This is a genomic window from uncultured Pontibacter sp. (assembly GCF_947502515.1).
Taxonomy (GTDB): Bacteria; Bacteroidota; Bacteroidia; order Cytophagales; family Hymenobacteraceae; genus Pontibacter.
The window spans coordinates 64,181-86,654 of record NZ_CANNAI010000007.1 but is presented as its reverse complement, the minus strand read 5'-3'; the positions used below and the strand labels follow the sequence as shown (position 1 = coordinate 86,654).

Below are 22,474 nucleotides of genomic sequence, written 5' to 3'. Positions count from 1 at the left end.
CGGATCGTGGCCCACGCCATGCCATACCTGCTGTTATACCTGTACCGGTTCTCTTATTGCTGTGCATGCGCACAAAGGTCCTATCTCCCAAACAAACAATCGTGCTGCTGGCAGGCGTCTTGTTAGTCCTGTATATCATCTTCCGACAATTTACAAGCTTTGACCGCCTGCGTGGTCACTATACGATCGGAGTGATTCTCAACACGATCGAACTCACGCCCGGTGATATGGATGTTGTCAAACTGATCATCAGCAAAAAACTGGAGCAGATAAACAGACAGGGAGGCGTGCAGGGACGGGAATTGCGTGTAAAGTACCTGGATGACAAAGGAAGTTCCGAAAAAGCCCGTGAAATAGTGCGGGAAACGATGGACGACAAGCGCCTGATCGGCTATGTGGGCTGCTGGAGTTCTACCCGCTCCAAAGCCATCTCCGAGTTGGTGGGACCGGCCCGTATACCTTTTGTCGGTGGCTATGCCCTTACCCCTCTCTTCACTGATTACACTACCATGTACACAGCCGAGCGAAGTATTGTGGACCTTGCCTCAGTTTTCAGTGAATTGCTTGCAGCTTACCGCCGTCCGGCTTTTGTGGGTAAGGCAGAGGACCTGTACTCGATTGCCATTTTCAGAAAAATGCAGGAAACAGCGGACCGAAGCCCAGGGATGAAGCTTGTTCATGAAAAGTGGTTTGCAGGAGAACACCGCTATACCCCTAACGACATCGATTCCCTGAGCCAGGCGCTGCGTTCCAATGAGGTAGACTTTCTGGTGCTCTCTTTTGAGAGTGGTATCACCTCATACCTTGTCCGGGAGCTCCGGAAGGCCGGCCTGAACATGCCCATCTACACAGCCCTGGGCGACCTGGGCTTTGTAGCATCACAGGCTGACGGAAAGGAAGCCGGCGAGTTATTCGACTTGAACGTGGTAGGTATACCGGGCACCTTCAATCTGCGCCTACAGGAGCAGGTACCGGCTTTCAAGAAGGAGATCAGGTATGGGCAAACACTGGAGCTACAGTTGAGCTTCGGCGCTCGCCTTGCGGATAGTATCGGCATACTGGCGGAGGCGGCACGGACTTCAGGCACGGCAGACAGCGTCGATCTGCCCATCAGAGAACGTATCAACCAGGGCATGCAGCAGTATATTGGGGCAGGTCGCATTTACAGGGGCTGGTTCAACGACTGGTACTTTACTCCTGAAAGAGCCATTGCCGGAGATGTACTGCTTGCCTGGAAACCGCCTAACACGTCGCAGCATATACTGGCCCCGCGGCAGTACATGCACCTGGATGATACCCTGCGCAGCGTGCCAGTGCTCTATACCCACATGGACCTGGTGCAGATTAACAGGGTAAGCGATACAGATGGAAGCTTTTATGCTACATTTTACCTGGAGGTGACATCGGCGGGGCGCTTCATGGTAGAGCAACTCGATTTTACGAATGCCGCCCGCAGTGAAATCAGTCATAATTACCTGCTGGATATTAAACTGGTGCGACAGCGCCAACTTGAGGGCGTCACACCCTTGTATAACTACCTCTACAAAATTTCCGGCAAGTTCATCTTTGAGCCTGACCTGCGCCAGTATCCCTTTGACACCCAGCGTTTCCCCATTTCATTTCAGCCAGCCAGCGCTTTGAGGCCTTTTCTGGTACAGCCCTCCCACCCTGCCTCCCGCGATACGGTGTTTGAGGTGAAAGGCTGGAACTACAACAGTCACTATGTTGGCTTCGATCACGACATCATCAGTTCAGTGAATACCTTTGAGTCCTCGCGCCATACTATACCTTTCTATAAGTTCAACTATACCTTTGTGCTTGCCAGGGCGCGCATCGATTTCTTTCTGAAAGTGTTTACCCCGCTCCTTGTTATCCTGACCATCACGTATTTTTCGGTTTTCATCCCGCTGCACCGCTTCGAAACACTGGAGGCTATACAGGTCACATCATTGCTCGCGTCCATTGCGCTCTACTTCTCAGCATACAAGCCGGAGATGGAGTACGCTACTGTATCAGACAAAATCTTCATCTTCACTTATGTGATGATCACCTCCCTGATCGGTACTTCCATTTTGCAGTTTGTTAAGCGCAAGAAATATAACACTGAAAGCCGCCTGGCACGCATTTACCAGCATTATATCTTTCCGGCCATCGTGCTGGTGTTTACCCTGGCGGTAGTGTGGTAGAGTCCCAATCGATTAATTGCCGCTAATAATCAGAACTTTACCGGAACGGCAAGTGTTAAGCGGGAATGTAAAGGCGGTGCGTCTGCTGAATTAGCAAGACGACACGGCCTATCTTTTTGAGTCAGTTTTGGCAATAAAAAATAAACTTTTAAAGTTAGTGTAAAAAGGTTTTTGGATTTGAAGCACAAAATCAAGCATTCGACTTTCTCAAAAAAATATTATTTTTATATTTACCGCAATTCAACTTTTACCATTATTCAAAACAACATGAAAGCATTCTTTCTTTCCTTATTGATCGTGCTGACCACAGCGGCACAAGCAGTGCAGGCGCAGGGAACGGCTAAAGATGAGAACAAGTCAGCCACTGCCTTGACAGGGCAGTTCAACGATCTCAAGAGCAAGTCCAATTCCTACATGGAAGGCAACAGGGAGTACAAAGTGGTGAACGTAGGCCTCCTTAACTCATTCTGGCAAAGTGTGCAGTCCACCATCAAGGAAGTGGAGCAGAAGCAGATGAAAGATCTGAACGCAACCCGCCAGGACTTGGAGACAGCACAGGCGCGCATTACCGAACAGGAAAAAGAAATTGAAGCCCTGAAACTGGACAATGCTCAAAAGGAGGCTGCCGTGCAGCAGAGCGAAGATGCAGTAAACAACCTGCATGTACTTGGCATTCCCATCCACAAGCAGGTATACGTGGTTATCAACACAGCTATTATTGCCTTGCTCCTGATTGCGCTAGGTGTAGTGTATACGCAGTTCAAGAGCAGCAGAAAGGTGACAGACCAGAAGAAGAAAGAGTTTGACGATATCGACCGTGAGTTTGCAGATTTCAAGAAGAATGCCCGTGAACGTGAGATCAAAATCAAGCGTGAGCTGCAGACAGAGATGAACCTCGTTGCAGAACTAAACGAGCAGATTGCCGTGCTACAGAAGAAAGTACACGTGTAAGCATCTTTCTATCAAGCCACTAAGCAGAACAGGCTGTCCTACTTCAAGGGCAGCCTGTTTTTTTATGGCCAGAAGTGATCGTAAAACTTCTTTTTGCGTTTTTTCTTTCTGTCCCTGCCATACATGTAATACACGAAGTAACCAACGGCATAAAGGGCGAGTACCGACATGATGATGATGATCTCCATGCCCTTCTATACGTAAAAACCGCACAAAAGGCATTCTGCCTTAAACTCCCTCATTTTACAAGGTTAGTACCCCCAATAAGCAAACTACTTACAACTATCTCTCAGATTATTCCATCTTACCTTTTGTGTCCTCCTGAAAGGATCTTGGTGAAGAGGCCCCCTACCCCCGCTAGTAGTACAGGCTTATCACTTCTTTGACCAAGTTTCCCTGAAGCAAGTTCGGGATGTGCCACTTAACAGGATGACAGTGAGTTTGGAGCTTGTCTCTCTAGAATGAACCAGCCCAGTCTTTATTATACCTAAGATCTGGCCAACTCTACTCCCAATTGCCAAACTGTAATGGAAAAGAAACCAATCTTGCATGTAGCAGCATATTTTCTTGCTTTTGTATTCATCTTTCTGCGTATTCAACGTATAAAAGACAACTTTTTTATATTTAAATCATATAACATACATTATCTGCTCGTGTGACATGGCTTTGCTTAAACAGCTACAGCTACTGGTAGCAACATCAGGTAAACGCCGCAATACGGTAGGCAGCCAGGCTTATGAAAAATGACACACATGTTATCATGCACTCCCCGATATGCTGAATAATTGAATAGAAACGCGCTTTAAAATAATTACATGATGCAATAAATGAGAATATTATGAAGAACACCTTTACACTCATTTTATTAATGCTGTTTGTACTTGGCACCACAGATGCCTGGGCACAGCAGCGGCAAGTCAGCGGCCGTGTGACCGCCGCCGACACAGGCCAGGGCATGCCGGGGGTAAGTGTGGCCGTCAAAGGCACCACTACCGGTGTAGCAACAGACTCCGAAGGCAGCTACCAAATCCAGGTGCCAGATAACAATGCGGTACTCGTCTTCCGCTTTCTGGGCTACCAGACAAGAGAAATTACAGTAGGCAGTCAGACGACGATCAATGTAACCCTCAACACCGATGCGCAGCAGCTCGGCGAGGTAATGGTGACGGCGCTGGGCATTACCCGGGAGACAAAGGCCCTTGGCTATGCCGCTCAGTCCGTGCAATCGGAAGAGTTGACACAGCACCGCCAGCCCAACGTACTCAATGCCCTGCAGGGAAAAGTAGCCGGCGCTACTATTTCGAGCACAGGCGGCGCACCGGGGCAGGGCACCAATATTCAGATCAGGGGCATCAACTCAATTGACGTGGGCCGTAACAACCAACCGCTTTTTGTGATTGATGGCGTCCTGATGGACAACTCCACCTCCACTGTAGGGGCCGGCGCCGAACTCAGGGGCATGAGTAACCGCCTCGCTGACATCAACCCGGATGACATTGAGAGTATCAACGTGCTGCGTGGTGGCGCCGCAACAGCGCTGTATGGCTTGCGCGGTGCTAACGGTGTCGTGGTAATAACTACCAAACGGGGCGAGCAGGGCTCTCTACGTGTGAATTTTACCAGCACGGCAGGTATAGAAGAGGTAAACAAATTCCCGGATATGCAGAGCACCTACAGCCAGGGAACCCGGGGCGTATATGACGCAACAAACTTCTTCCCGTCGTGGGGTCCCCGTGTAGAACAAGCCCGTCAGCTAGATCCGACACACCCCGAAAGACTCTATAATCATTTTGAAGACGCGTACGAGATGGGACACCAGTTCCGCAACTCACTTTCCTTTTCGGGCGGTACCGAGGCCATCACCTTCCTTTCCTCTATCTCCCACCTCACACATGAAGGGGTGCTGCCATTCACGGATTTCAGCAATACCTCGGCTCGGCTGAACGCCGAAGTAAAGATTAGCGATAAATTTAGAACAGGCGCCAACTTTAACTATGTAAACTCGGGAGGAGCCCGCTACAACGCTGACCGATTTAATGAGAGTCTGAGCTACTGGTCACCACGCTGGGATGTGACAGATTTCCGGAAGCCGGATGGCACCATGAACACTTACGGCAACAACAACCCGATATACGGAGCCGCTACCAACCGCCTGGAAGATGATGTAAACAGATTTATAGGCGGCCTGAGCTTTGGCTATACCCCTACCAGTTGGCTTGACCTGACCTACCGAATCGGTTTGGACACCTACAACGATGACCGCACCCGCACGGCTCCGGGACCATTGGGTGTGGCGGGCGAACGCGTGTACGAAGACAACGGACAAGGTTTTGTGGGGGAATACACCACCAAGTTCCGGGCTATCAACTCCACTTTCCTGGCATCCATGAACAGGAGTTTCGGAGAAGACTTTAACGCCACCCTGCGCCTGGGGCACGAGCTGTACGACAGAAGAGTCAAAAGCTTCGGGGTGTTCGGGAATGAGTTGACGGTGCACGACTGGTTCTTCCTGCCAAACGCACGTTTGCTCACCTCTACCCAAGACTTAAGGGAATACCGCCTGATGGGCTTGTTTGCAGAGGCCTCTGTGGACTACCGGGATTTCCTATTCCTGACACTCACCGGCCGCAATGACATCACCTCTACCCTCCGAAAACCAAACAACTCGTTCTTCTACCCTTCTGCCAGCTTGAGCTATGTGTTCTCTGAGCATATGGAGCTGCCTTCTTTCATCAACCAGACCAAGTTAAGGTTATCGTATGCGCAGATAGGCAAGGATGCCGAGGAGTATGCCACTTCATCCGGTTTTGCTTCCTACACAGGTCTGCCAACCGGAAACACGGGTTTTACACGTGCTGCGCTGCTGGGCAACGTGGATCTTCGTCCCGAATTCACCGACACCTACGAGGCTGGTCTGGAGATGTCTTTCCTGAACAACCGCCTGGGTTTTGATTTCACTTATTATTACTCACTCAGCAAAGACCAGATCATCAACATTGCCGTGGCCTCCACAACGGGTTATGTGCGGGCTGCCGTGAACTCCGGCGAAATGCGCAACAAGGGTGTAGAGATCGTTCTGAATGCCGTGCCTGTTCAAACGCAGGATTTCACCTGGGACTCCAAACTGATTTTCTCGGCTAACCGCAATAAGATCCTGAGTATACGGGAAGGACTGGAAGAGATTACCTACGCCTCCCAGTTCGGCTATGTAGGCTCCACTGTTACCATGAAGTTGATACCTGGTCAGCCATACGGTAACATCTATGGCTCACACTGGCAGCGCTACTACGGTGGGGCTGAGGAAGACCCACTGTTCATCGACAAAGACAGGCCAATTGTGATTGGTGAGAATGGCTTCCCGGTACGTGCACCGCTTACCAGCCAGAAGATCCTGGGCAATTCCATGCCTGACTGGATTGGTGGTTTTACGAACACCTTCAGTTACAAAGGCCTAAGCCTGACAAGCTTGTTTGACGCGCAGTGGGGACACGAGAAATACAACCAGATGGGCAACTTCTTCTCTGCGTTTGGTATAGCAGATTATACAGAGGACAGAGAAGATTTCAGGGTTTTTGAAGGCGTGTTGGCAGACGGAACACCTAACACGCAACAGGTATGGCTCGGACAAGGCGTTGGACCTGATGGCGTAGATTACGGTGACGGTTTTTACCGCCGCTTCCACCGTGGCGTATCCGAAAACTTTGTGGAAGACGCCTCCTGGATCAGGTTACGCTCCCTGACCCTCAGCTACTCCCTGCCAAGCAGGCTCTTTGAAAACATATTTATCCGAAACAGTTCAGTGGCACTCACAGGTAACAACCTGTGGCTCTGGACCAGATATTCCGGCTTTGACCCTGAGAACAGCTCCACACCAAGCGGTAGCAACGTCACTGGTTTTGCCGGTTTCACTTATCCGGCCGTGAGGAGCTACCTGATTACGCTGAATATAGGATTCTAAAAAGAGGAACGAACATGAGAAAGATACATAGATTTGCGCTTGCCTTCACACTGATAGGGGCATCGCTGAGCCTGCAAAGCTGCGAGGATTACTTCGACCTGCATGAAAATCCAAACCTGGTGTCGAACCCGCCGCTGAATGCCATGCTTTCCACCACCACTCACAAGACCGGGCTTAACAGCCAACGGATCGCCGCCACTACTGCCTTTTACGTTCAGTACCTGGCCAGTCCGGTTGCCGGCAACGCCACAGATACCTACCAGGAGGTGGACCTCACCGGCACCTGGGATGCGATCTATCTGGCCATGGCTGACATCCAGGACATGAAGGAGAAAGGAATGGAAGAAGGCGCCACCGACTATGTGGGAGTGGCCAACATCATGATGGCCTACCACCTCAACCTGATAGTTGACCATTGGGGCGATGCCCCATACACGCAGGCTTTCGACAACACAACCCTCACACCTCGGTTTGATTCATCGCAGGACCTCTATGCTGAAGCGCTGCGCCTGCTCGATGAAGGTATAGTCGAATTGAATAAAACAGATTCTCGCATCCCGCTAAGAGCAGCGGATGACCTGATACACGGGGGCAACAAGCCCCAATGGATTCGTACGGCTAATGCCTTTAAGGCACGTATGCTCAATAAAGTGAGCAAGCTTCCCAGCTATGACCCTACCGCCGTACTGACTGCCGTCGACAACTCTTACCAGTCCAATGCCGATGATGCGGAGATGGAGGTGTTTGAAGTGCGTAACCCATGGGCCCAGGTAGCAATTAGCAACACGCAGCTGATATTAGGCGGCTGGTTATCGGAGCAATTCGTAGACCACCTCAACGGCACGACCTACGGCATAGTGGACCCACGCCTGACACGCATTACCGAGCCAACCGTGACCGGAACCTTTGTGGGCACACCAAATGGCGTAGGCAATGTGGGAACCGCCAGCAATACCTTTCGCGATGAGGTATATATCTCCATCACTTCCCCTTTGACAGGAGAAACCTCTCCCGTTGTGATCGCTTCGTATGCTGAGATGAAATTTATAGAGGCAGAAGCCGCTTTCAGAGCCGGCAACCGTGATCGCGCCTACGCTGCTTACTTAGCAGGCATAACAGCGCATATGAATAAGCTGGGTGTGCCGGAGGGCGAGCGTAACGCCTACATCAACAACCCTGCAGTAAGTGTAGGCGCTGCCAACCTGACGCTGGATCTCATCTTTAAGGAGAAGTATGTAGTTACCTACCTTAGTTCGGAAGCCTGGACGGATGCCCGGCGCTACGATTACCAGTACGCTGACTTCGATTTGCCAGCCAATGCCGAATTGACAACCTTTATCCGCAGGGTGGCTTATCCGCAGGGCGAATCCAGCAAGAACCCGAATACACCAAACACTCCTGCCTTGTCAGAACCACTTTGGTGGGATCAATAGACTTTAGGAGTTAGAGCGTATAGGAGTTTAAGAGTGATCTGAATAATTGGGTCACACACAAAAAACCGGCAGCGGATCTAAGTGGATCAGCTGCCGGTTTTTTTCTGTATTAAGTGGTAATCTAGTATCAGTTTGGATAGGCCAAAGTCAGGTTTTGTCCTGCCTGATCATCTTATCTCTGCTAAGCTTTTTGTATTGTGTCAATAACCCTTGTGTCATCATACTTGTCACAAATGACCAGGTATAGCGATTAGTATTGCAGCCTGAATTTGTCGAGGTTGGGGAGGTGCTGTTTTTTGCGCTTCACTTCGTGCTCGTAGAAGGCACGGCCCAAGTTCTGCATAAAAGGATAGCCTACAGTTTCGTATTCATACTTGCCATCGTTGAAGATCTCGTCTTCATTTACCAGAATTACCGCTGTTAACATAAACTCTACCTGCTTGTCGAAATCCACGATATAGGCATTGTCAATCAGGAAGCCGTAGGCATTGCCGATCTTGTTGAAAATGCGGATGTTTTGAGGTATACGCTCTTTCGAGTTACCGTACATCAGGAATTTCACGTAGCCATCCGGATACTCTTTTGAATCATAACTTGGGTAGTCGCTCTCGCGGGGCAACATGGACATGTACTTGTAAAGGAAGGTATAGTCTTTGTCAGTCAGGTTGAAACGCTGCTCAGCTGGCACCGCCTCCGGAAACAGCACAGTCTTGAGTATACCTTGCAGGGCTTCTAATGAGATGTAGTTCTTGACCGTGAAGTCCATGGGCCCGTCCATGAGCTTGTCGCCGACTATGTGCCCCTTGCCCAGCATACCTTCAAACTTTGCCTGGGTGAAAGGAGTTGGGTTGCTGACCAGCGGCTGCTCGTAGATTACCTGCCCGTCTTTGTAAAACCGGAACGGATTGGTGTGGCGGTTTTCGTCAGGGCTTAGAAAGATGCTCAAACGATGCACAAGCTGCACATCATTAAACCCTTTCTGGTGCAAGGACTGGTTCAACCGCTGCTGCCCCACAAACTCGTAGAGGCGATTGTAGGCATCGTTGTCGCTCACCAGGAACAGCTTTTTGATGTAATGCGCAATAGTAGCCTGTCCGTCAGCAGAGGTACTGTCGCCCTGTACCGGGCTTTGGCCTGCGTAGGCGCTGTCAACCTGCAGTGGCGAGTACTTGCCCAGTCCGTCTATACCTAATTCGTTTAGCTTCTCCAGCGCCACCACCGCACCTAGCAGCTTTACGGTGCTGGCTGGGTAAAAGTACTCCTGCGGATTGACCCGATAGGTATAGGATGTGAATTGCGGCTGATTCTGTTCATCGCGGTCGATCTGGGTATAGAGGATCTGCACCCTGTACTGGTCCGGGTTGTCAAGTATGGACTTGAACCGCTCAGGTTTGGATTTGAGAATTTTTTCGATCATGTTGGTATGTGTGCTCGCCGCTTGCCTGTTGCCTGTGCAGGAAGCCAGAATTATACTTCCAACCAGACTCAGGTATAGCCCCAGTTTGCGCATTGGAGTAACAGTTGTTCTTTTCATGTCAGGCAGTATAGCTATCTGGATTTAAAATAAGCAGCATTTCTTGGTTTGTCCTACAGTTCAAGTATAAATTAAGCCTAGTTCTCAGAAACGGAGTTTTGGTCCGCGCTTTTTTAATACAGGACAACAAATACATAGAGAATTACTATATTGTATCTCTATACCTCTTCATTCAAACCCCAAGGTGTAGCAGCAACTGAAACATACCTTCACCTTAAAACCTCACTCATGAACAGATACGGCCTGCATGGAAAGCTACAGGTAACAGCTGGTAACGGACCGCAACTTGCTCAGATTCTATTAGAAGCCTCCAGGCTGGTTTCGACCGCAAAAGGCTGCCGGCTATACCTGGTAAGCCAGGAAGACACAAGCCCTGATGAGGTATGGGTAACGGAGGTATGGGATAGCAAGGAAGACCACGACAACTCCCTCCAGGTACCGGGTGTCAAAGAACTGATCAGTCAGGCGATGCCCCTGCTGGCGGGCAGACCAGAGAAGGGTCAGGAGCTGACAGTGCTTGGCGGAGCCGGCCTCTCTAACTTGTAACCCATAGTACGCTCAAATCATGAAACTATTTTTACTGACATTCATCAGCTTTTTTGTAATAACCGGTTTTTGCGCTGCGCAAAAGAGAGAGGCCACTTACACTGGCGTCGGTCTGAAAGGCGGCTCCAGTTCCTCCTCGTTCAACTTCGATCCTTCTCAAAACCAAGGCTGGGCAACTGGTTACACAGCAGGATTTGTACTGAAGCATGCCGTGCGGGTAAACGAAAATGAGCCTATGATGGGAATACAGGCTGAGCTAAACTGGGTACAACGCGGCTGGTCTGACAGGATCGACTCTACTACTACTCATACCCGAACGCTCAATTACATCGAACTGCCTTTTATGACACATGTCATATGGGGACGCAATAAAACAAAATATATAGCCAACCTCGGTCCGTCCATCAGCTACCTTGTCTCTAACCGCGACAGTATACAGGCGATCACAGATAATGAACACTTTGGCTATTATCAAAAGGAGATTGAAAGCCCCTGGCTCCTGGGTCTCACCTTAGGTGTCGGGGTGCAGTACTCTACAGCTTTTGGCACCTTTCAATTGGAAGCCAGGGCCACACAGAGCTTTAACAGCATTATGGGTAAAAGGCAGGATGTTGTCTCCGCCACCAATACCAACGTCACACTTACGGCTGCTTACTTGTTCGAACTCCGACCGAAAAACCGGAAGGAGTAGGTTTATAACATCAAATAATTCTGTGGATTTCCATCAGTATTCTGTATTGGCTGCCACGTAACCACATTCCAGCTATGCCGATTCAGATCAGACAAGAACAACCTGCTGACTACCCCGCTGTATTTGCCCTGGTGGAGCAGGCTTTCAGAGAATTGGAGATTAGCGACCATAATGAGCAATTTCTGGTGGAGCGGCTCCGCCAGTCGGACGCATTTATACCTGAGCTTTCGCTGGTGGCTGCCGACAGCGGCAAAATAGTAGGCCATATCCTGCTCACAAAGTTGAAAATACGAAGCAGAGATCAGGAGTTTAGATCACTGTCACTGGCCCCTGTGGCGGTACTACCTGCGTATCAGCGCCAAGGTATAGGCGGTATGCTGATTCAGCATGCCCATCAGGTCGCCAGACAACTAGGCTATACCTCTGTTATATTGGTGGGGCACGAAAACTACTATCCCCGCTTTGGCTACAAACGAGCCTCCACATTTGGCATCACTTTTCCTTTCGAAGTGCCCGATGCAAACGCCATGGCAGTGGAGCTTGTCACCAATGGGCTGCAGGGTGTAAGTGGGGAAGTAGTGTACCCAAAAGAATTCTTTTAAAAAGCTTATACTTGGCATTTCATAAAGCCTTGTGGTTCAGCAGCAAGGGGCAACTCCTCACATTGTTTTGCAAAGATTGCCACAGTGCTTGCAACCTATGTTATAAATATGGAATCTTCTTGATAGTAACTATACCTATACCTGGTATGGCTTCACCCAAACTATCAAAAGATTCAAGCTATGCCTAAGAACAAACTAAGCCGTCTGCTCATTACTTTCTTTTTCCTTTTCATGGCCAGTATCTCTTATGGCCAGGGTTTACAAATAAAAGGAACCGTCAAAAACGCCGCGCAGCAAGAGGCTATACCTTACGTGAACATCGGCATTAAAAAGAAGAACCTGGGCACCGCCAGCAGACCGGATGGTAGCTTTACGCTCAAGCTCCAGGCAGAAAACCAGAACGACACGCTCACCTTTTCAGCCATTGGTTACAACGAGCTTTCCCTACCCATTTCAACCATCCTCTCCGGCGGCCTGACTACTTTTGAGCTATCCGAAAAAACCACAGCGCTCCGGGAGGTTGTCATCAGCAACAAGGCTCCGAAGATCAAGAAATTTGGCACCACTTCGCGCAACCCTCTCCTGTACGGCTCAGCTGAAACAATGCACTCAGAAGATATTTCGGAGCTGGGCAAATACATTAACCTGAACAAAAAAACGTCTGAGATCCTATCGGCTACGGTATACCTGCGCAGCATCAAGCGTGACTCCGCTTCGTTTCGCATCAACCTGTACAAAAACGAAAATGGTATGCCGGGTGAGCGCCTGATCGAGAAAAGCATCATCAGGCGGTTGCCGCTGACAAAAGGCTGGGTCACTGTTCCACTCGAGCAGTATGGCCTGGTGGTAGACGAGGATTTCTTTTTAGGTATAGAGTACCTGCCTGAATACAGCAATCACGAGAAGTATATTTTCATTTACGGCTGTGCACTGGGAGGCAGCTTCTACTCCAGAAAAGCCAGTCTGGCGGACTGGGAAAAAGGTGTTGGAGGCCGGCTGGCAGCTTACGTGACGGTAAGACAATAAGCATCGGGCTCAACCACGCAGTATGAAAAAGCTAGCCGGTCGTGTTCTCTTTCTGACAGCACTTTGCTGGATGCAGTTCTTTGCGGCAGAGGCACAGTCGCGCTTTGTAACAGACAAGCAAATTCTGCAATTCTCGGGTCGGGTGGTGGCAGGAGATAGCTTGATGGAACTGGAAGGGGTGGCTGTATATGTACCGGGCACTACCCGGGGCACGCATACCCGAAAAAACGGTTACTTCTCGATGCCTGTGGTGGCAGGAGACACGGTAGTATTTGCGGCGCTGGGCTTCGAAAAGCTATACATGACCATACCTGCTAACATCAAAGAGAGTAGTCTTACCTTGAACATCATGCTGGAAGAAAGGCGCAATACCCTGCCCACTGTGGATGTGATGCCCTGGGCAACGGAGTATGACCTGAAGCAGGCAGTTCTAAGAACGAAGCTTCCGGCAGATCCCTCCGAGCAAATCCCTGTAATCCCTCCTCCGGTCGTGTATAAATCAATCACGGATATGCCTGCTATGGATGCTGATGCGAACTTCAGGTATGGCCAGCAACAGCATCAGGGCCAACGGGAAGCACGCTTTAGAGTACCAGATATTCTGAAGGTATTTTCAATCCCGATTAAGTATTACTAGTACTGCTTCAATTGAAGCCATAAAAACAAAAACTCTCCCACAGGGGAGAGTTTGGATGCGTGTATTGACTTTACAAGGTATGGCCTAGGCCTCCTGCTTCTCCAGGTTAAAGAGGGCGCTCAGGCCTTCAAGCAATGCCTCAGACTCACCGCGCTGGCAAGCTGCTTTCAACTCCAGGGCTGGCAGCTTCACGATCTTGTTAAGTATGTTTTTAGTGATAGCTTCTACCAATTCTTTCTGATCATCACCCAGCTTCTTGGTATAGCGGGCCAGCTCCTGCTGACGAATCTCCTCCAGTCGGCTCTTGAACTGCTGCAAAGCAGGTGACATGGCCATTTCGCGGGTCCAGGAATTGAATTCAGTCATTGCTTCTGCTATGATCTCCTTCACCTGAGGTATAGCAGCCATGCGCATGGTCAGCGCCTCGGTGGCACGGTTACGGATATTGTCTACGTTGTATACCTTCGCATTTGGCAAAGCTTCAATGCCAGCATCGATGCTGCGTGGCATGGACAAGTCTACAAAGAACTGAGGTGCGTTTTCACCTAGCTGCGCAATATCAGCCTGTCCGATAAAGAAGCAGTCGCCCGGTACAGACGAGATCACCACATCGGCCTGCGCCATTTCTTCCCACACGTTCTCCCAGTAAATAGCACGGGCGTTGGTTTTCTGAGCCAGTTCCAGCGCCTTGTGGTGTGTGCGGTTAGCGATGGTGATGTTGCTGATTTTCGACTTACCGAAGTTGTCGTACACATTGGCACCGATCTCCCCTACCCCGATCATCAGTACACGCGGGTCAGCCATACCTTTGGTCAGCTCCTCTACCAGCTCCACTGTGGCGTAAGACACCGAGGCGGCACCGTCAAAAAAGGAGGTCTGGTTAAAAACCTGCTTGTTCGTAAAGAAAATAGTATGCATCAGCCTGTGCAGGAACGGTCCGGCCATGTTGGCATCAGCCGCCCACTGGTAGGCTTTTTTCACCTGGTTGAGTATCTGCATATCGCCCACCACCTGCGACTCCAGCCCCAGCGACACATAAAATAAGTGCTGCACCGCCTGCTGGTGATCCGTGATGTTCTGGAAATAAGCGGAGATCTCTTTTGTTGCAATGAAGCCTTTCTCAATCGCGATCAGCTTGATGATCTCGCGGGACAAGTCTTGCGCCGCTGAGTAGTATACCTCGGTACGGTTGCAGGTAGAAAGCACCATGACATCCTGTGCGTCGGTAAACTCGCATATTTTATCAAGCAAATTGCGGCAGCCAATCTCGTTCAACGACACGGCTTCGCGCACGGCAATAGGAGCTTGCTTGTAAGATAATGTAAGGGCTTTAAACTGATTTTGCATGTCTTTCTCTCAGATACAATACAAAGGTCTCAAAACCTTGAGTCGGAAAGTATGACTTTTGTCACTTTCGTGTAGGAGAAATGTCAATGTTTGGAAACGCAGTAAATGAGTTGTGCGGAGATTAGCCTTGTTAATCTCCGCAAATTTGCGGAGATTAGAGCCATTATTCTCCGCATTCACCAACAGATGAGCTACTACATATACCACCACCCTGATTGGCCTGCCTTTACATGGGACGCTGAAGCACTTACGGCCAGGTTAGCCGAAGTGCGTTATTTGCAAGGGCTAATGGCTGGACGCATGGAGGCCTTAGGCTTTTCAGCTCGTTCAGAAGCGGTACTGCAAACGCTCACACAAGACGTTACCAAATCTACCGAAATAGAAGGAGAAACTCTTGATACAGAACAGGTACGCTCTTCGATTGCCCGCCGCTTAGGTATAGATATAGGTGGCCTGGTGCCATCCGACAGGCATGTGGAAGGTATAGTGGAGATGATGCTGGATGCTACACAGCATTTTGAACAACCGTTAACTGCAGAGCGTCTAAAGGCATGGCAGGCCTGCCTCTTTCCGACAGGCAGGAGCGGTATGCACCAAATTATAGTTGGTGACTGGCGAGACAATACAAAGGGGCCTATGCAGGTCGTATCCGGGCCGCTCGGTCGCGAAAGAGTTCATTTTCAAGCACCTGATGCTGACAATTTACCTCATGAAATGAACCTCTTTATAGATTGGTTTAATAAGCAAAACGACTGCGATTCCGTTTTGAAGGCAGGTATAGCTCACCTTTGGTTTGTTACGCTACATCCCTTCGATGATGGCAATGGGCGCATTGCACGTGCTATTACAGACATGCAATTGGCAAGAGCTGAACATAGTGCGCAGCGCTATTACAGCATGTCAGCCCAAATAAGGCTGGAGCGGAATGCTTACTATAGCATACTAGAGAAAACACAGAAGGGGCCGCTTGATATTACATCCTGGCTACGTTGGTTTCTGGATTGCCTGCACAATGCGCTGAAAGTTTCGCATGAAAAACTTGGGACCGTGCTACTGCGTGTCAGATTTTGGGATGTGCACGCCGAGACACCATTAAATGAGCGGCAGCGCCTTCTCATTAATAAACTTCAGGAAGGATTTGAAGGAAAGCTAACATCTTCTAAATGGGCCAAAATAGCTAAGTGCTCCCAAGACACCGCCAGCCGTGATATTCAGGATTTAGTAGCAAAGGATATCCTGAAAAAAGAAGCGGCAGGCGGTAGAAGCACGAGCTATACGCTTCTTCAGCCTGCCGCAGAATAAAGTTGTCTTAATTCCGCATCCGCTCCAGCTTCTGCGAGTTCAGGATCGTGATCTTGCTGCCACGGGTGTCGATGAGGTTTTCGTCTTTGAAATCGGCCAAGGTGCGGATCACGGTTTCTTTGGAAGCACCTACAATGCTGGCCAGGTCCTCGCGGGTGATGGACACTTCGGATTTGTAATTCGGATCTTCCTTGTACTGCTTTTCAACAAACAGCAGCGCCTCTGCCACACGCTTGCGCACGGAGTTGTAGGCCAGCTTCAGCAGGCGTTCTTCGCGGTCAGCCAGGTTATCAGACAGTATCTTGATGAACTTGCCGGCTACGTCGCGGTTCTGGTAAAGCAAGGTATAGAAGTCCTCCCGCGGGATGATGTATACCTCCGAGTCCTCCAGCGCCATGGCTGACTCGCGGTAGGTCTTCTCCTCCAGTAGATCGAGGTAGCCTATGAAATCCCCGTCCTTGTACAGGCTGGTGATATACTCACGACCCTCTTCATTCGACTTGTATGTTTTGATCTTGCCTTTGTTCAGGAAATAGAGGTTGCTTGGGTAATTGCCTTCCGAGAACAAATGCTGCTTCTTGCGGAACACCGTCACACGGCGATTTTCAGAGATCAGCTTGTTTAGCTCCTCATAGCCTTTTGCCTCCTGTATAAAGTTGTCGATGCCCTGTACATCACGCTGAAATTCAGCTTTCAGTATCTCGTTTTTCTTCAGACGCATTTCTACCACGTCAAGCAGCTCCACGTCATCAAAAGGCTTGGTCAGGTAGTCATCAGCACCCAGGTTCATGCCTTTGCGGAAGTCGTCCTTCTCCGACTTGGCCGTCAGGAAAACAAAGGGGATGCTGGCCGTTTCCGGATTTTTGCTGAGCATGTGCAGCACCCCGTAGCCATCGAGCTGTGGCATCATGATGTCGCAGATGATCAGGTCGGGGTGCTCCTTCTTGGCCAGGTCCACGCCTATCTTTCCGTTAGGTGCTTCAATGACCTGGTAGTTGGCCAGCGACAGGATCTCGGCGGTATTCTCGCGGATCTCCTGGTTGTCTTCAATCAGTAATATTTTTCTCATACTTATGCGGTAGTGTATGGCAATGTGATCGTGAAAGTGGTGCCGCGGCCCAGTTCGCTTTCGTAGTGCAGCTCGCCGCCCATTATTTCCACATATTTCTTTACAATATTAAGGCCCAGACCCGTTCCTTGTATATTGGTGACGTTCTGCGCTCTGAAAAACGGCGTAAACAGGTGTGCTTTGTCCTCGTCAGGTATACCGATCCCCTCGTCACGCACTACCAGCCTTATTGCGTCTCCCTTGATGTCAGTCGTAAACCAGATTGTGCTGTCCTCTCCTGAGTATTTACTGCCGTTTGAGAGCAGGTTGATCATGACGTTGCGCATGAGCTGCTTATCCAGGTATACGGTAATTTGTTCACTCTCGTGCCGGTAATCAATGCGCTGCCCCTCTTTCAGGAAGCCCTGCATTTCGTCGACTACCTCTGCTGCGAAACTCTGCAGGTCAAACGTGCTCGGCACATTGTGAATCTTCCCTTCCTCCATCCTGCTGATCGACAGAAAATCGTTCAGGATATTGGTCAGGTTGTGAACAGCGGACTTAATACGGCCTACGTGCTTCAGGCGTTTTTCATCGTCTTCGGCAGACTTGTATTTGGTGATCAGCGAGGCCGATGAAAGCACCGTGCTGAGCGGTGTCCGGAACTCGTGTGAGGCGATGGTCACGAAGCGCGACTTCAGCTCATGCAGTTCCTTCTCCTTCTGTAGTGCTTTGTAAATCTCCTGCTGCGCTTTTTTAAGTGTCTTATTGGCCTTCTCCAGGTTCTGTATGGCAGCGGCAAGCTCCTGCGTGCGGTCCTCTACCCGTTGTTCCAGCTCCGTGTTCAGCTTCTGGATTTCGGCCAGGCTCTTGGCGTGCTCTATGCTATACCTGATGGAGCGCTCCAGGTCGTATGGATTGAAAGTACCCTTCACCAGGTAGTCCTGCGCTCCGGCCCGCATGGCTTTCTCGTCAGTTTCGCGGTCGCTCTGACCGGTTAGCAAAATGAACGGTGCTGTTATACCTTCGTTCACAGCCTGCGTGATCAGTTCCAGTCCGTCATGCGCCCCCAGCCTGAAATCAACCAGGTATACATGGTGTCGCTGCTCCCTGATTATGCTGATAGCCTCGTTGAAGGACGGCGCCCAATCGAGCACATAATTGCGCCCGGGTATATCGTCCATGATATCACGCGCAATGATGAAATCATCTTCATCATCATCAACCAGCAAAACACGAATTCTGTCAGGCATATTTGAGTTTGAGAGTTTAGGAGTTGGTAAGCGTTTTGAGTTTTAGCTGGTTTGTCATTTCAACTACTCTTGAGGCGTGAGCCAAAGAGAGCCAGCGTAGTGTGGCTATGAGCACTCGATGTGAGAAATCTGAGCCATTGCGATTCATATTCCAGATTTCTCACTTGCGTACGAAATGACAAGCAAGTTTAAACGCATAAATTTAACTCTTAACTAAACTACGGTTTCGGCAGTTCTACTATTTCAAACCAGTACTTACTCAGGGTTTTCATTACGTCTACCAGGGCTGTGAAAGTAACTGGCTTGGTAATGAAGGAGCTCACGCCCAGATCGTAGGTGCGCAGGATGTCCTCTTCGGCTTTGGAAGTAGTCAGCACCACCACCGGTAGCACGCGCAGGTGATCGTCAGCTTTGATCTCTTTCAGCGCCTCACGGCCATCTTTTTTGGGCATGTTGAGGTCCAGCAGGATCAGGCCGGGTGTCTGGTACTTGTCTTTGTCAGCGAACTTTCCGCGGTTGTGCAGGTAGTCCATCAGTTCCTCGCCGTTCTCCACAAACTGAATCGCATTACTCAGCCGGTTCTCGTCAAGCGCTTCTTTTATGAGCATGCGGTCCTCAGCGTCGTCGTCAGCTATCAGTATCACGATTGGTCTATTCGATTTCATAGGCGTTTATTCCTTCAGGTGAGTTTTTGCTAAGGTAACAATAAAATGCGTTCCTTCCCCCGGTTTGCTTTTGGCTGTGATATCACCTCCGTGGCGGATCGCAATCTTACGGCAAATGGCCAGTCCAATGCCGGAGCCTTCATATTTCTGGCCTTCCAGTCGCTGGAAAATGTTGAAGATCCGGTCCAGGTACTTTTCTTCAAAGCCGATGCCGTTGTCCTCGATGTGCAGTTCCACCAGCTCGTCGCCAGGCGTGGCTGTCATGTGGGCTTTCAACTGCAGCTCCTTCGCGTATACCTTCACGACCGGGTCTACCTCGTCTCTGCGGAACTTGATGGCATTGCTGATCAGGTTCTGCAGCAGTTGGCGCATCTGCGTCGGCTCTGCCTGGATAGTGGGTAGTGCCCCTATCTCTACTTTGGCATGATTGCGCTCAATGGCAATTTCTAAATCTGAAACGACCTCCCTTGCAATTTGATTCAGGTCTGTTTTAGAGAAAGGCTTCGCCTGGGACGTCACCCTGGAGAACGTGAGCAGGTCATTGATCAGGTTCTGCATGCGGTTGGCGGCATTGAGCATCCGGTCCACATAGTCCTTGCCCTGCTCGCTCAGGTTTTCGTACTCCTTCATCTTGAGTCGGTCGCCGAAGGCCTGTATCTTGCGCAGCGGCTCCTGCAAATCGTGCGACGAAACGTAGGCGAAGTCCTGCAATTCCCGGTTGCTTCGCTCCAGTTCGGCAGCGTAGCGGCGCAGGCGCTCTTCTGTTACTTTTTGTCTTGTGATGTCGTGGATGAAGCCGGTGTATACCTTGCGGTCTGACAGCTGCACCTCACTGATGCTCAGGTATAGCGGGAAGATGGTACCGTCTTTTTTCAGGCCAGATACCTCACGTCCTATACCGATAATGCGTTTCTCACCCGTTTCGTGGTAGTGATGCATGTAGTTGTCGTGCAGGCTCTTGTCCGGCTCCGGCATCAGCATATTGATCTTCCTGCCCAGTACTTCTGAAGCGTCGTAGCCAAATAGCCTGCAGGCAGAGGGATTAACCATTTCGATGACACCACGCGTGTCGATGGTGATGATGCCGTCTACTGCAGTCTGGATGATGGAGTTGATGCGGCTCTCACTTTCACGCAGGGCAGCCTCCGTTTTTTTGAGTTCTGAAATGTCGTGGATCACACCTGTGAAGATCTGCTTGTCGTGCAGGTTCACTTCGCTGATACTGAGCAGAAACGGGAAAACCTTACCGTTCTTCCTCTTGCCCAGTACCTCGCGCCCCTTGCCGATGATCTGCCCTACCCCTGTGCGGTGATAGTTTTCAAGATAGGTATCGTGCAGGCTATGATCGGGTTCCGGCATCAGTACGCTTACGTTCTGTCCGATGATTTCTTCAGGCTGATAGCCAAAAATGTGGGCCGCCGCCGGATTTACGGTTTCAATGACACCTCGCCGGTCAATGGTAATAATGCCGTCAATAGCCGTTTCAATGATGGCCTTTAAGCGTGACTCGCTGTCTATTTGGTGATTATCGGAATGGTCTTGTTCTTTCACGCGTATTTCTTTTGCTAAATATACGCACTACGGCCTTAATGTCAAAGGAAGCGCAGAGTCCCAGTTTTTGCCAAAGTTCATTTGGTTCTGGTCTTATACAGCGCATAATTCTGATAAGTTTTCCTTTACGAAATGCCCACCCACATTTTCCCGCCTACGCAAGGCAGCATCTGTGATCAGCCCGGCCACCGTGATCAGGTTTTGAAGCTCCAGCACCTCCTGCTGTACACCTGTCAGTTCCCGTATACCTTTGGCCTTTCGCTGTAGCGCCTCAATTTCGGATTGGCAGCGCAGCAGGCCTTTGACTGAACGGACAATACCGGCCTGTTCCCAAAGCAACTTTTGTAGTTTCGCACGGCTGCGTGCTACCTCGGCCCGCATACCTAACCATAAGGCACCTACATACTCTTTTTCTGCAGCGCTATCAGGTATAGCCCCTTCCTGATACGCGACTATGCCCGTTACATGCTCCGCTGCACTCCGGGCAAACACTACCCCCTCCAGCAGCGAGTTGCTGGCCAGTCGGTTTGCCCCGTGCACACCTGTGCAGGCCACCTCTCCTATCGCATACAGCCGGTCAATGGAAGTACGTCCGCTCAGGTCTGCTTTCACGCCGCCGCACTGGTAATGCGCTGCCGGCACGATGGGTATCAGGTGCTTTTCGACATCAATGCCAATAGTGGCACATTTATGATAAATTGAAGGAAAGCTCTGTCGTACCTTTCCGATTGGAAGATGGCGCACATCCAGGTATAGACAAGGACTGTTGTGCCGCTGCATTTCGGTGAGCACGGCGCGGGCCACGATATCGCGGGGAGCCAGCGAACCCATGGCGTGATATAGGTGCATAAAGTGGCTGCCGTCGGGCAGGACCAGCTCCGCCCCCGCTCCACGTAAGGCCTCGCTGATCAGGAAGACCTCCCCGTTTGGTTGGTAGAGCGCTGTCGGGTGAAACTGGAAGAACTCCATGTTCTGGATCTCGGCTCCTGCACGGGCAGCCATGGCTAGCCCGTCGCCGGTGGCTATACCTGGGTTGGTGGTATACTGGTATACCTGCCCGGAGCCCCCAGTGGCCAGCACCACCGCTTGCGCTTGTATAGACCGAACCTCGTTGGTGTGCAGATCCAGCACCTGTACGCCATAGCAAAACGTACCTGTGTCGCTGGTATCCGTGAGTAGTTCTATACCCATCTGATGTTCCTGCACCGAGATGTTCGGATGTCGCCGCACCGCCTCCTCCAGGGCTTGCTGTATGCTGCGTCCCGTATGGTCTTTTACATGCACAATACGGTGATGGCTGTGGCCGCCTTCCAGCCCGAGGGCCATATCGCCAGATCCGTCCTTGTCGAAGCCCACGGCCATACCTTGCAGCCAGCGTATAGCGGCAGGCGCCTCCTGTACCATAAAGCGCACAGCCATTTCCCGGCACAGTCCTGCGCCCGCCTCGAGCGTGTCCTGCACGTGCTGTTCAAAGGTGTCGGTAGGGTCGAGCACGGCGGCTATACCTCCCTGCGCATAGGCCGTATTGGTTTCGGAAAGGCTAGCTTTGCAAAGCACCAGTACGCGGGAATGGGCAGCGGACTGCAGAGCAAACGTAAGCCCTGCAATGCCACTGCCCAACACCACGAAATCAAAATCTGGCACTTTCATTTTTGATAGGAAAAAAGACTTGTGGCAAGGGACAAAGACTTTCTGATCGTTTAGCTTATGTCTTTCCCCATACCTTATTTTATTAGATTCTATT

At 50.4% G+C, this 22,474-nt stretch carries 18 protein-coding genes; 10 read left to right on the top strand and 8 right to left on the bottom strand.

The genetic code is table 11. The annotated features are described in order from the left end of the window. The first annotated feature begins 65 nt into the window (after positions 1 to 65). Positions 66 to 2,186, top strand: coding sequence for an ABC transporter substrate-binding protein (locus Q1A54_RS16780; RefSeq protein ID WP_299990480.1), 2,121 nt, complete (start codon positions 66 to 68; stop codon positions 2,184 to 2,186). Between the two features lie 267 nt (positions 2,187 to 2,453). Further along, a complete protein-coding gene (locus Q1A54_RS16775; RefSeq protein ID WP_076423239.1) occupies positions 2,454 to 3,137 on the top strand; it encodes a hypothetical protein in 684 nt (227 codons plus the stop codon). A 62-nt stretch (positions 3,138 to 3,199) separates the two neighbouring features. Here the strand turns inward: Q1A54_RS16775 and Q1A54_RS16770 are convergent, their stop codons facing one another. Continuing rightward, the gene (locus tag Q1A54_RS16770; RefSeq protein ID WP_255531127.1) at positions 3,200 to 3,325 is read right to left on the bottom strand and encodes a hypothetical protein; all 126 of its coding nucleotides are present in this window, start codon (positions 3,323 to 3,325) and stop codon (positions 3,200 to 3,202) included. A gap of 650 nt (positions 3,326 to 3,975) precedes the next feature. On the opposite strand from Q1A54_RS16770, the gene Q1A54_RS16765 reads away from it, so the two are divergent. Together Q1A54_RS16765 and Q1A54_RS16760 are read left to right on the top strand one after the other, a co-directional pair. Next, entirely contained in the window at positions 3,976 to 7,095 is a 3,120-nt protein-coding gene (locus tag Q1A54_RS16765) for a SusC/RagA family TonB-linked outer membrane protein (protein ID WP_299990474.1), read from the top strand. A 14-nt stretch (positions 7,096 to 7,109) separates the two neighbouring features. Continuing rightward, the gene (locus tag Q1A54_RS16760) at positions 7,110 to 8,528 is read left to right on the top strand and encodes a SusD/RagB family nutrient-binding outer membrane lipoprotein (protein ID WP_299990472.1); all 1,419 of its coding nucleotides are present in this window, start codon (positions 7,110 to 7,112) and stop codon (positions 8,526 to 8,528) included. Between the two features lie 250 nt (positions 8,529 to 8,778). Here the strand turns inward: Q1A54_RS16760 and Q1A54_RS16755 are convergent, their stop codons facing one another. Further along, positions 8,779 to 10,062, bottom strand: a complete 1,284-nt coding sequence (locus Q1A54_RS16755) for a serine hydrolase (protein WP_299990470.1) — start codon at positions 10,060 to 10,062, stop codon at positions 8,779 to 8,781. A gap of 228 nt (positions 10,063 to 10,290) precedes the next feature. Here Q1A54_RS16755 and Q1A54_RS16750 point away from each other — a divergent pair, with 228 nt between their 5' ends. The 5 genes from Q1A54_RS16750 (at position 10,291) to Q1A54_RS16730 (ending at position 13,564) form a co-directional block, all read left to right on the top strand. Then, the gene (locus Q1A54_RS16750) at positions 10,291 to 10,608 is read left to right on the top strand and encodes an antibiotic biosynthesis monooxygenase (protein WP_299990468.1); all 318 of its coding nucleotides are present in this window, start codon (positions 10,291 to 10,293) and stop codon (positions 10,606 to 10,608) included. A 19-nt stretch (positions 10,609 to 10,627) separates the two neighbouring features. Continuing rightward, a complete protein-coding gene (locus Q1A54_RS16745) occupies positions 10,628 to 11,299 on the top strand; it encodes a porin family protein (protein ID WP_299990466.1) in 672 nt (223 codons plus the stop codon). Positions 11,300 to 11,373: 74 nt separating this feature from the next. Further along, positions 11,374 to 11,901, top strand: a complete 528-nt coding sequence (locus Q1A54_RS16740) for an N-acetyltransferase (protein ID WP_299990464.1) — start codon at positions 11,374 to 11,376, stop codon at positions 11,899 to 11,901. A gap of 180 nt (positions 11,902 to 12,081) precedes the next feature. Next, positions 12,082 to 12,927 (top strand): carboxypeptidase-like regulatory domain-containing protein, encoded by an 846-nt coding sequence (locus Q1A54_RS16735; protein WP_299990462.1) that lies wholly within the window; start codon positions 12,082 to 12,084, stop codon positions 12,925 to 12,927. A gap of 22 nt (positions 12,928 to 12,949) precedes the next feature. Further along, positions 12,950 to 13,564 carry a carboxypeptidase-like regulatory domain-containing protein gene (locus Q1A54_RS16730; RefSeq protein WP_299990460.1) on the top strand — a complete coding sequence of 205 codons (615 nt, stop codon included), beginning with the start codon at positions 12,950 to 12,952 and terminating at the stop codon, positions 13,562 to 13,564. An 84-nt stretch (positions 13,565 to 13,648) separates the two neighbouring features. On the opposite strand, the gene hemA is transcribed toward Q1A54_RS16730, so the two are convergent. Next, positions 13,649 to 14,911 (bottom strand): glutamyl-tRNA reductase, encoded by a 1,263-nt coding sequence (gene hemA / locus Q1A54_RS16725; RefSeq protein ID WP_299990458.1) that lies wholly within the window; start codon positions 14,909 to 14,911, stop codon positions 13,649 to 13,651. Positions 14,912 to 15,097: 186 nt separating this feature from the next. Here hemA and Q1A54_RS16720 point away from each other — a divergent pair, with 186 nt between their 5' ends. Next, positions 15,098 to 16,213 carry a Fic family protein gene (locus Q1A54_RS16720; RefSeq protein ID WP_299990456.1) on the top strand — a complete coding sequence of 372 codons (1,116 nt, stop codon included), beginning with the start codon at positions 15,098 to 15,100 and terminating at the stop codon, positions 16,211 to 16,213. 7 nt (positions 16,214 to 16,220) lie between these two features. Here Q1A54_RS16720 and Q1A54_RS16715 read toward each other — a convergent pair whose 3' ends face one another. From Q1A54_RS16715 to nadB, 5 genes are all read right to left on the bottom strand, one after another. Continuing rightward, on the bottom strand, positions 16,221 to 17,282 hold the full coding sequence (locus tag Q1A54_RS16715) for a response regulator (protein WP_007658680.1): 1,062 nt from the start codon (positions 17,280 to 17,282) through the stop codon (positions 16,221 to 16,223). Between the two features lie 2 nt (positions 17,283 to 17,284). Then, positions 17,285 to 18,514 carry an ATP-binding protein gene (locus tag Q1A54_RS16710; RefSeq protein WP_299990454.1) on the bottom strand — a complete coding sequence of 410 codons (1,230 nt, stop codon included), beginning with the start codon at positions 18,512 to 18,514 and terminating at the stop codon, positions 17,285 to 17,287. Positions 18,515 to 18,732: 218 nt separating this feature from the next. Further along, positions 18,733 to 19,179, bottom strand: a complete 447-nt coding sequence (locus Q1A54_RS16705) for a response regulator (RefSeq protein ID WP_196120965.1) — start codon at positions 19,177 to 19,179, stop codon at positions 18,733 to 18,735. Between the two features lie 6 nt (positions 19,180 to 19,185). Further along, the gene (locus Q1A54_RS16700; RefSeq protein WP_196120964.1) at positions 19,186 to 20,730 is read right to left on the bottom strand and encodes a PAS domain-containing sensor histidine kinase; all 1,545 of its coding nucleotides are present in this window, start codon (positions 20,728 to 20,730) and stop codon (positions 19,186 to 19,188) included. 93 nt (positions 20,731 to 20,823) lie between these two features. Further along, on the bottom strand, positions 20,824 to 22,380 hold the full coding sequence (gene nadB / locus Q1A54_RS16695; protein ID WP_299990451.1) for an L-aspartate oxidase: 1,557 nt from the start codon (positions 22,378 to 22,380) through the stop codon (positions 20,824 to 20,826). Positions 22,381 to 22,474 lie beyond the last annotated feature (94 nt).

Excerpts from the sequence above, each read along its gene's own strand:
- Q1A54_RS16735 (WP_299990462.1), top strand. The coding sequence starts at position 12,082 with ATGCCTAAGAACAAACTAAGCCGTCTGCTCATTACTTTCTTTTTCCTT.
- Q1A54_RS16750 (WP_299990468.1), top strand. The coding sequence starts at position 10,291 with ATGAACAGATACGGCCTGCATGGAAAGCTACAGGTAACAGCTGGTAAC.
- Q1A54_RS16755 (WP_299990470.1), bottom strand. The coding sequence starts at position 10,062 with ATGAAAAGAACAACTGTTACTCCAATGCGCAAACTGGGGCTATACCTG.
- Q1A54_RS16745 (WP_299990466.1), top strand. The coding sequence starts at position 10,628 with ATGAAACTATTTTTACTGACATTCATCAGCTTTTTTGTAATAACCGGT.
- Q1A54_RS16715 (WP_007658680.1), bottom strand. The coding sequence starts at position 17,282 with ATGAGAAAAATATTACTGATTGAAGACAACCAGGAGATCCGCGAGAAT.
- nadB (WP_299990451.1), bottom strand. The coding sequence starts at position 22,380 with ATGAAAGTGCCAGATTTTGATTTCGTGGTGTTGGGCAGTGGCATTGCA.
- Q1A54_RS16760 (WP_299990472.1), top strand. The coding sequence starts at position 7,110 with ATGAGAAAGATACATAGATTTGCGCTTGCCTTCACACTGATAGGGGCA.
- Q1A54_RS16730 (WP_299990460.1), top strand. The coding sequence starts at position 12,950 with ATGAAAAAGCTAGCCGGTCGTGTTCTCTTTCTGACAGCACTTTGCTGG.
- Q1A54_RS16765 (WP_299990474.1), top strand. The coding sequence starts at position 3,976 with ATGAAGAACACCTTTACACTCATTTTATTAATGCTGTTTGTACTTGGC.
- Q1A54_RS16770 (WP_255531127.1), bottom strand. The coding sequence starts at position 3,325 with ATGGAGATCATCATCATCATGTCGGTACTCGCCCTTTATGCCGTTGGT.
- Q1A54_RS16775 (WP_076423239.1), top strand. The coding sequence starts at position 2,454 with ATGAAAGCATTCTTTCTTTCCTTATTGATCGTGCTGACCACAGCGGCA.
- Q1A54_RS16720 (WP_299990456.1), top strand. The coding sequence starts at position 15,098 with ATGAGCTACTACATATACCACCACCCTGATTGGCCTGCCTTTACATGG.
- Q1A54_RS16705 (WP_196120965.1), bottom strand. The coding sequence starts at position 19,179 with ATGAAATCGAATAGACCAATCGTGATACTGATAGCTGACGACGACGCT.
- Q1A54_RS16780 (WP_299990480.1), top strand. The coding sequence starts at position 66 with ATGCGCACAAAGGTCCTATCTCCCAAACAAACAATCGTGCTGCTGGCA.
- Q1A54_RS16740 (WP_299990464.1), top strand. The coding sequence starts at position 11,374 with ATGCCGATTCAGATCAGACAAGAACAACCTGCTGACTACCCCGCTGTA.
- hemA (WP_299990458.1), bottom strand. The coding sequence starts at position 14,911 with ATGCAAAATCAGTTTAAAGCCCTTACATTATCTTACAAGCAAGCTCCT.
- Q1A54_RS16710 (WP_299990454.1), bottom strand. The coding sequence starts at position 18,514 with ATGCCTGACAGAATTCGTGTTTTGCTGGTTGATGATGATGAAGATGAT.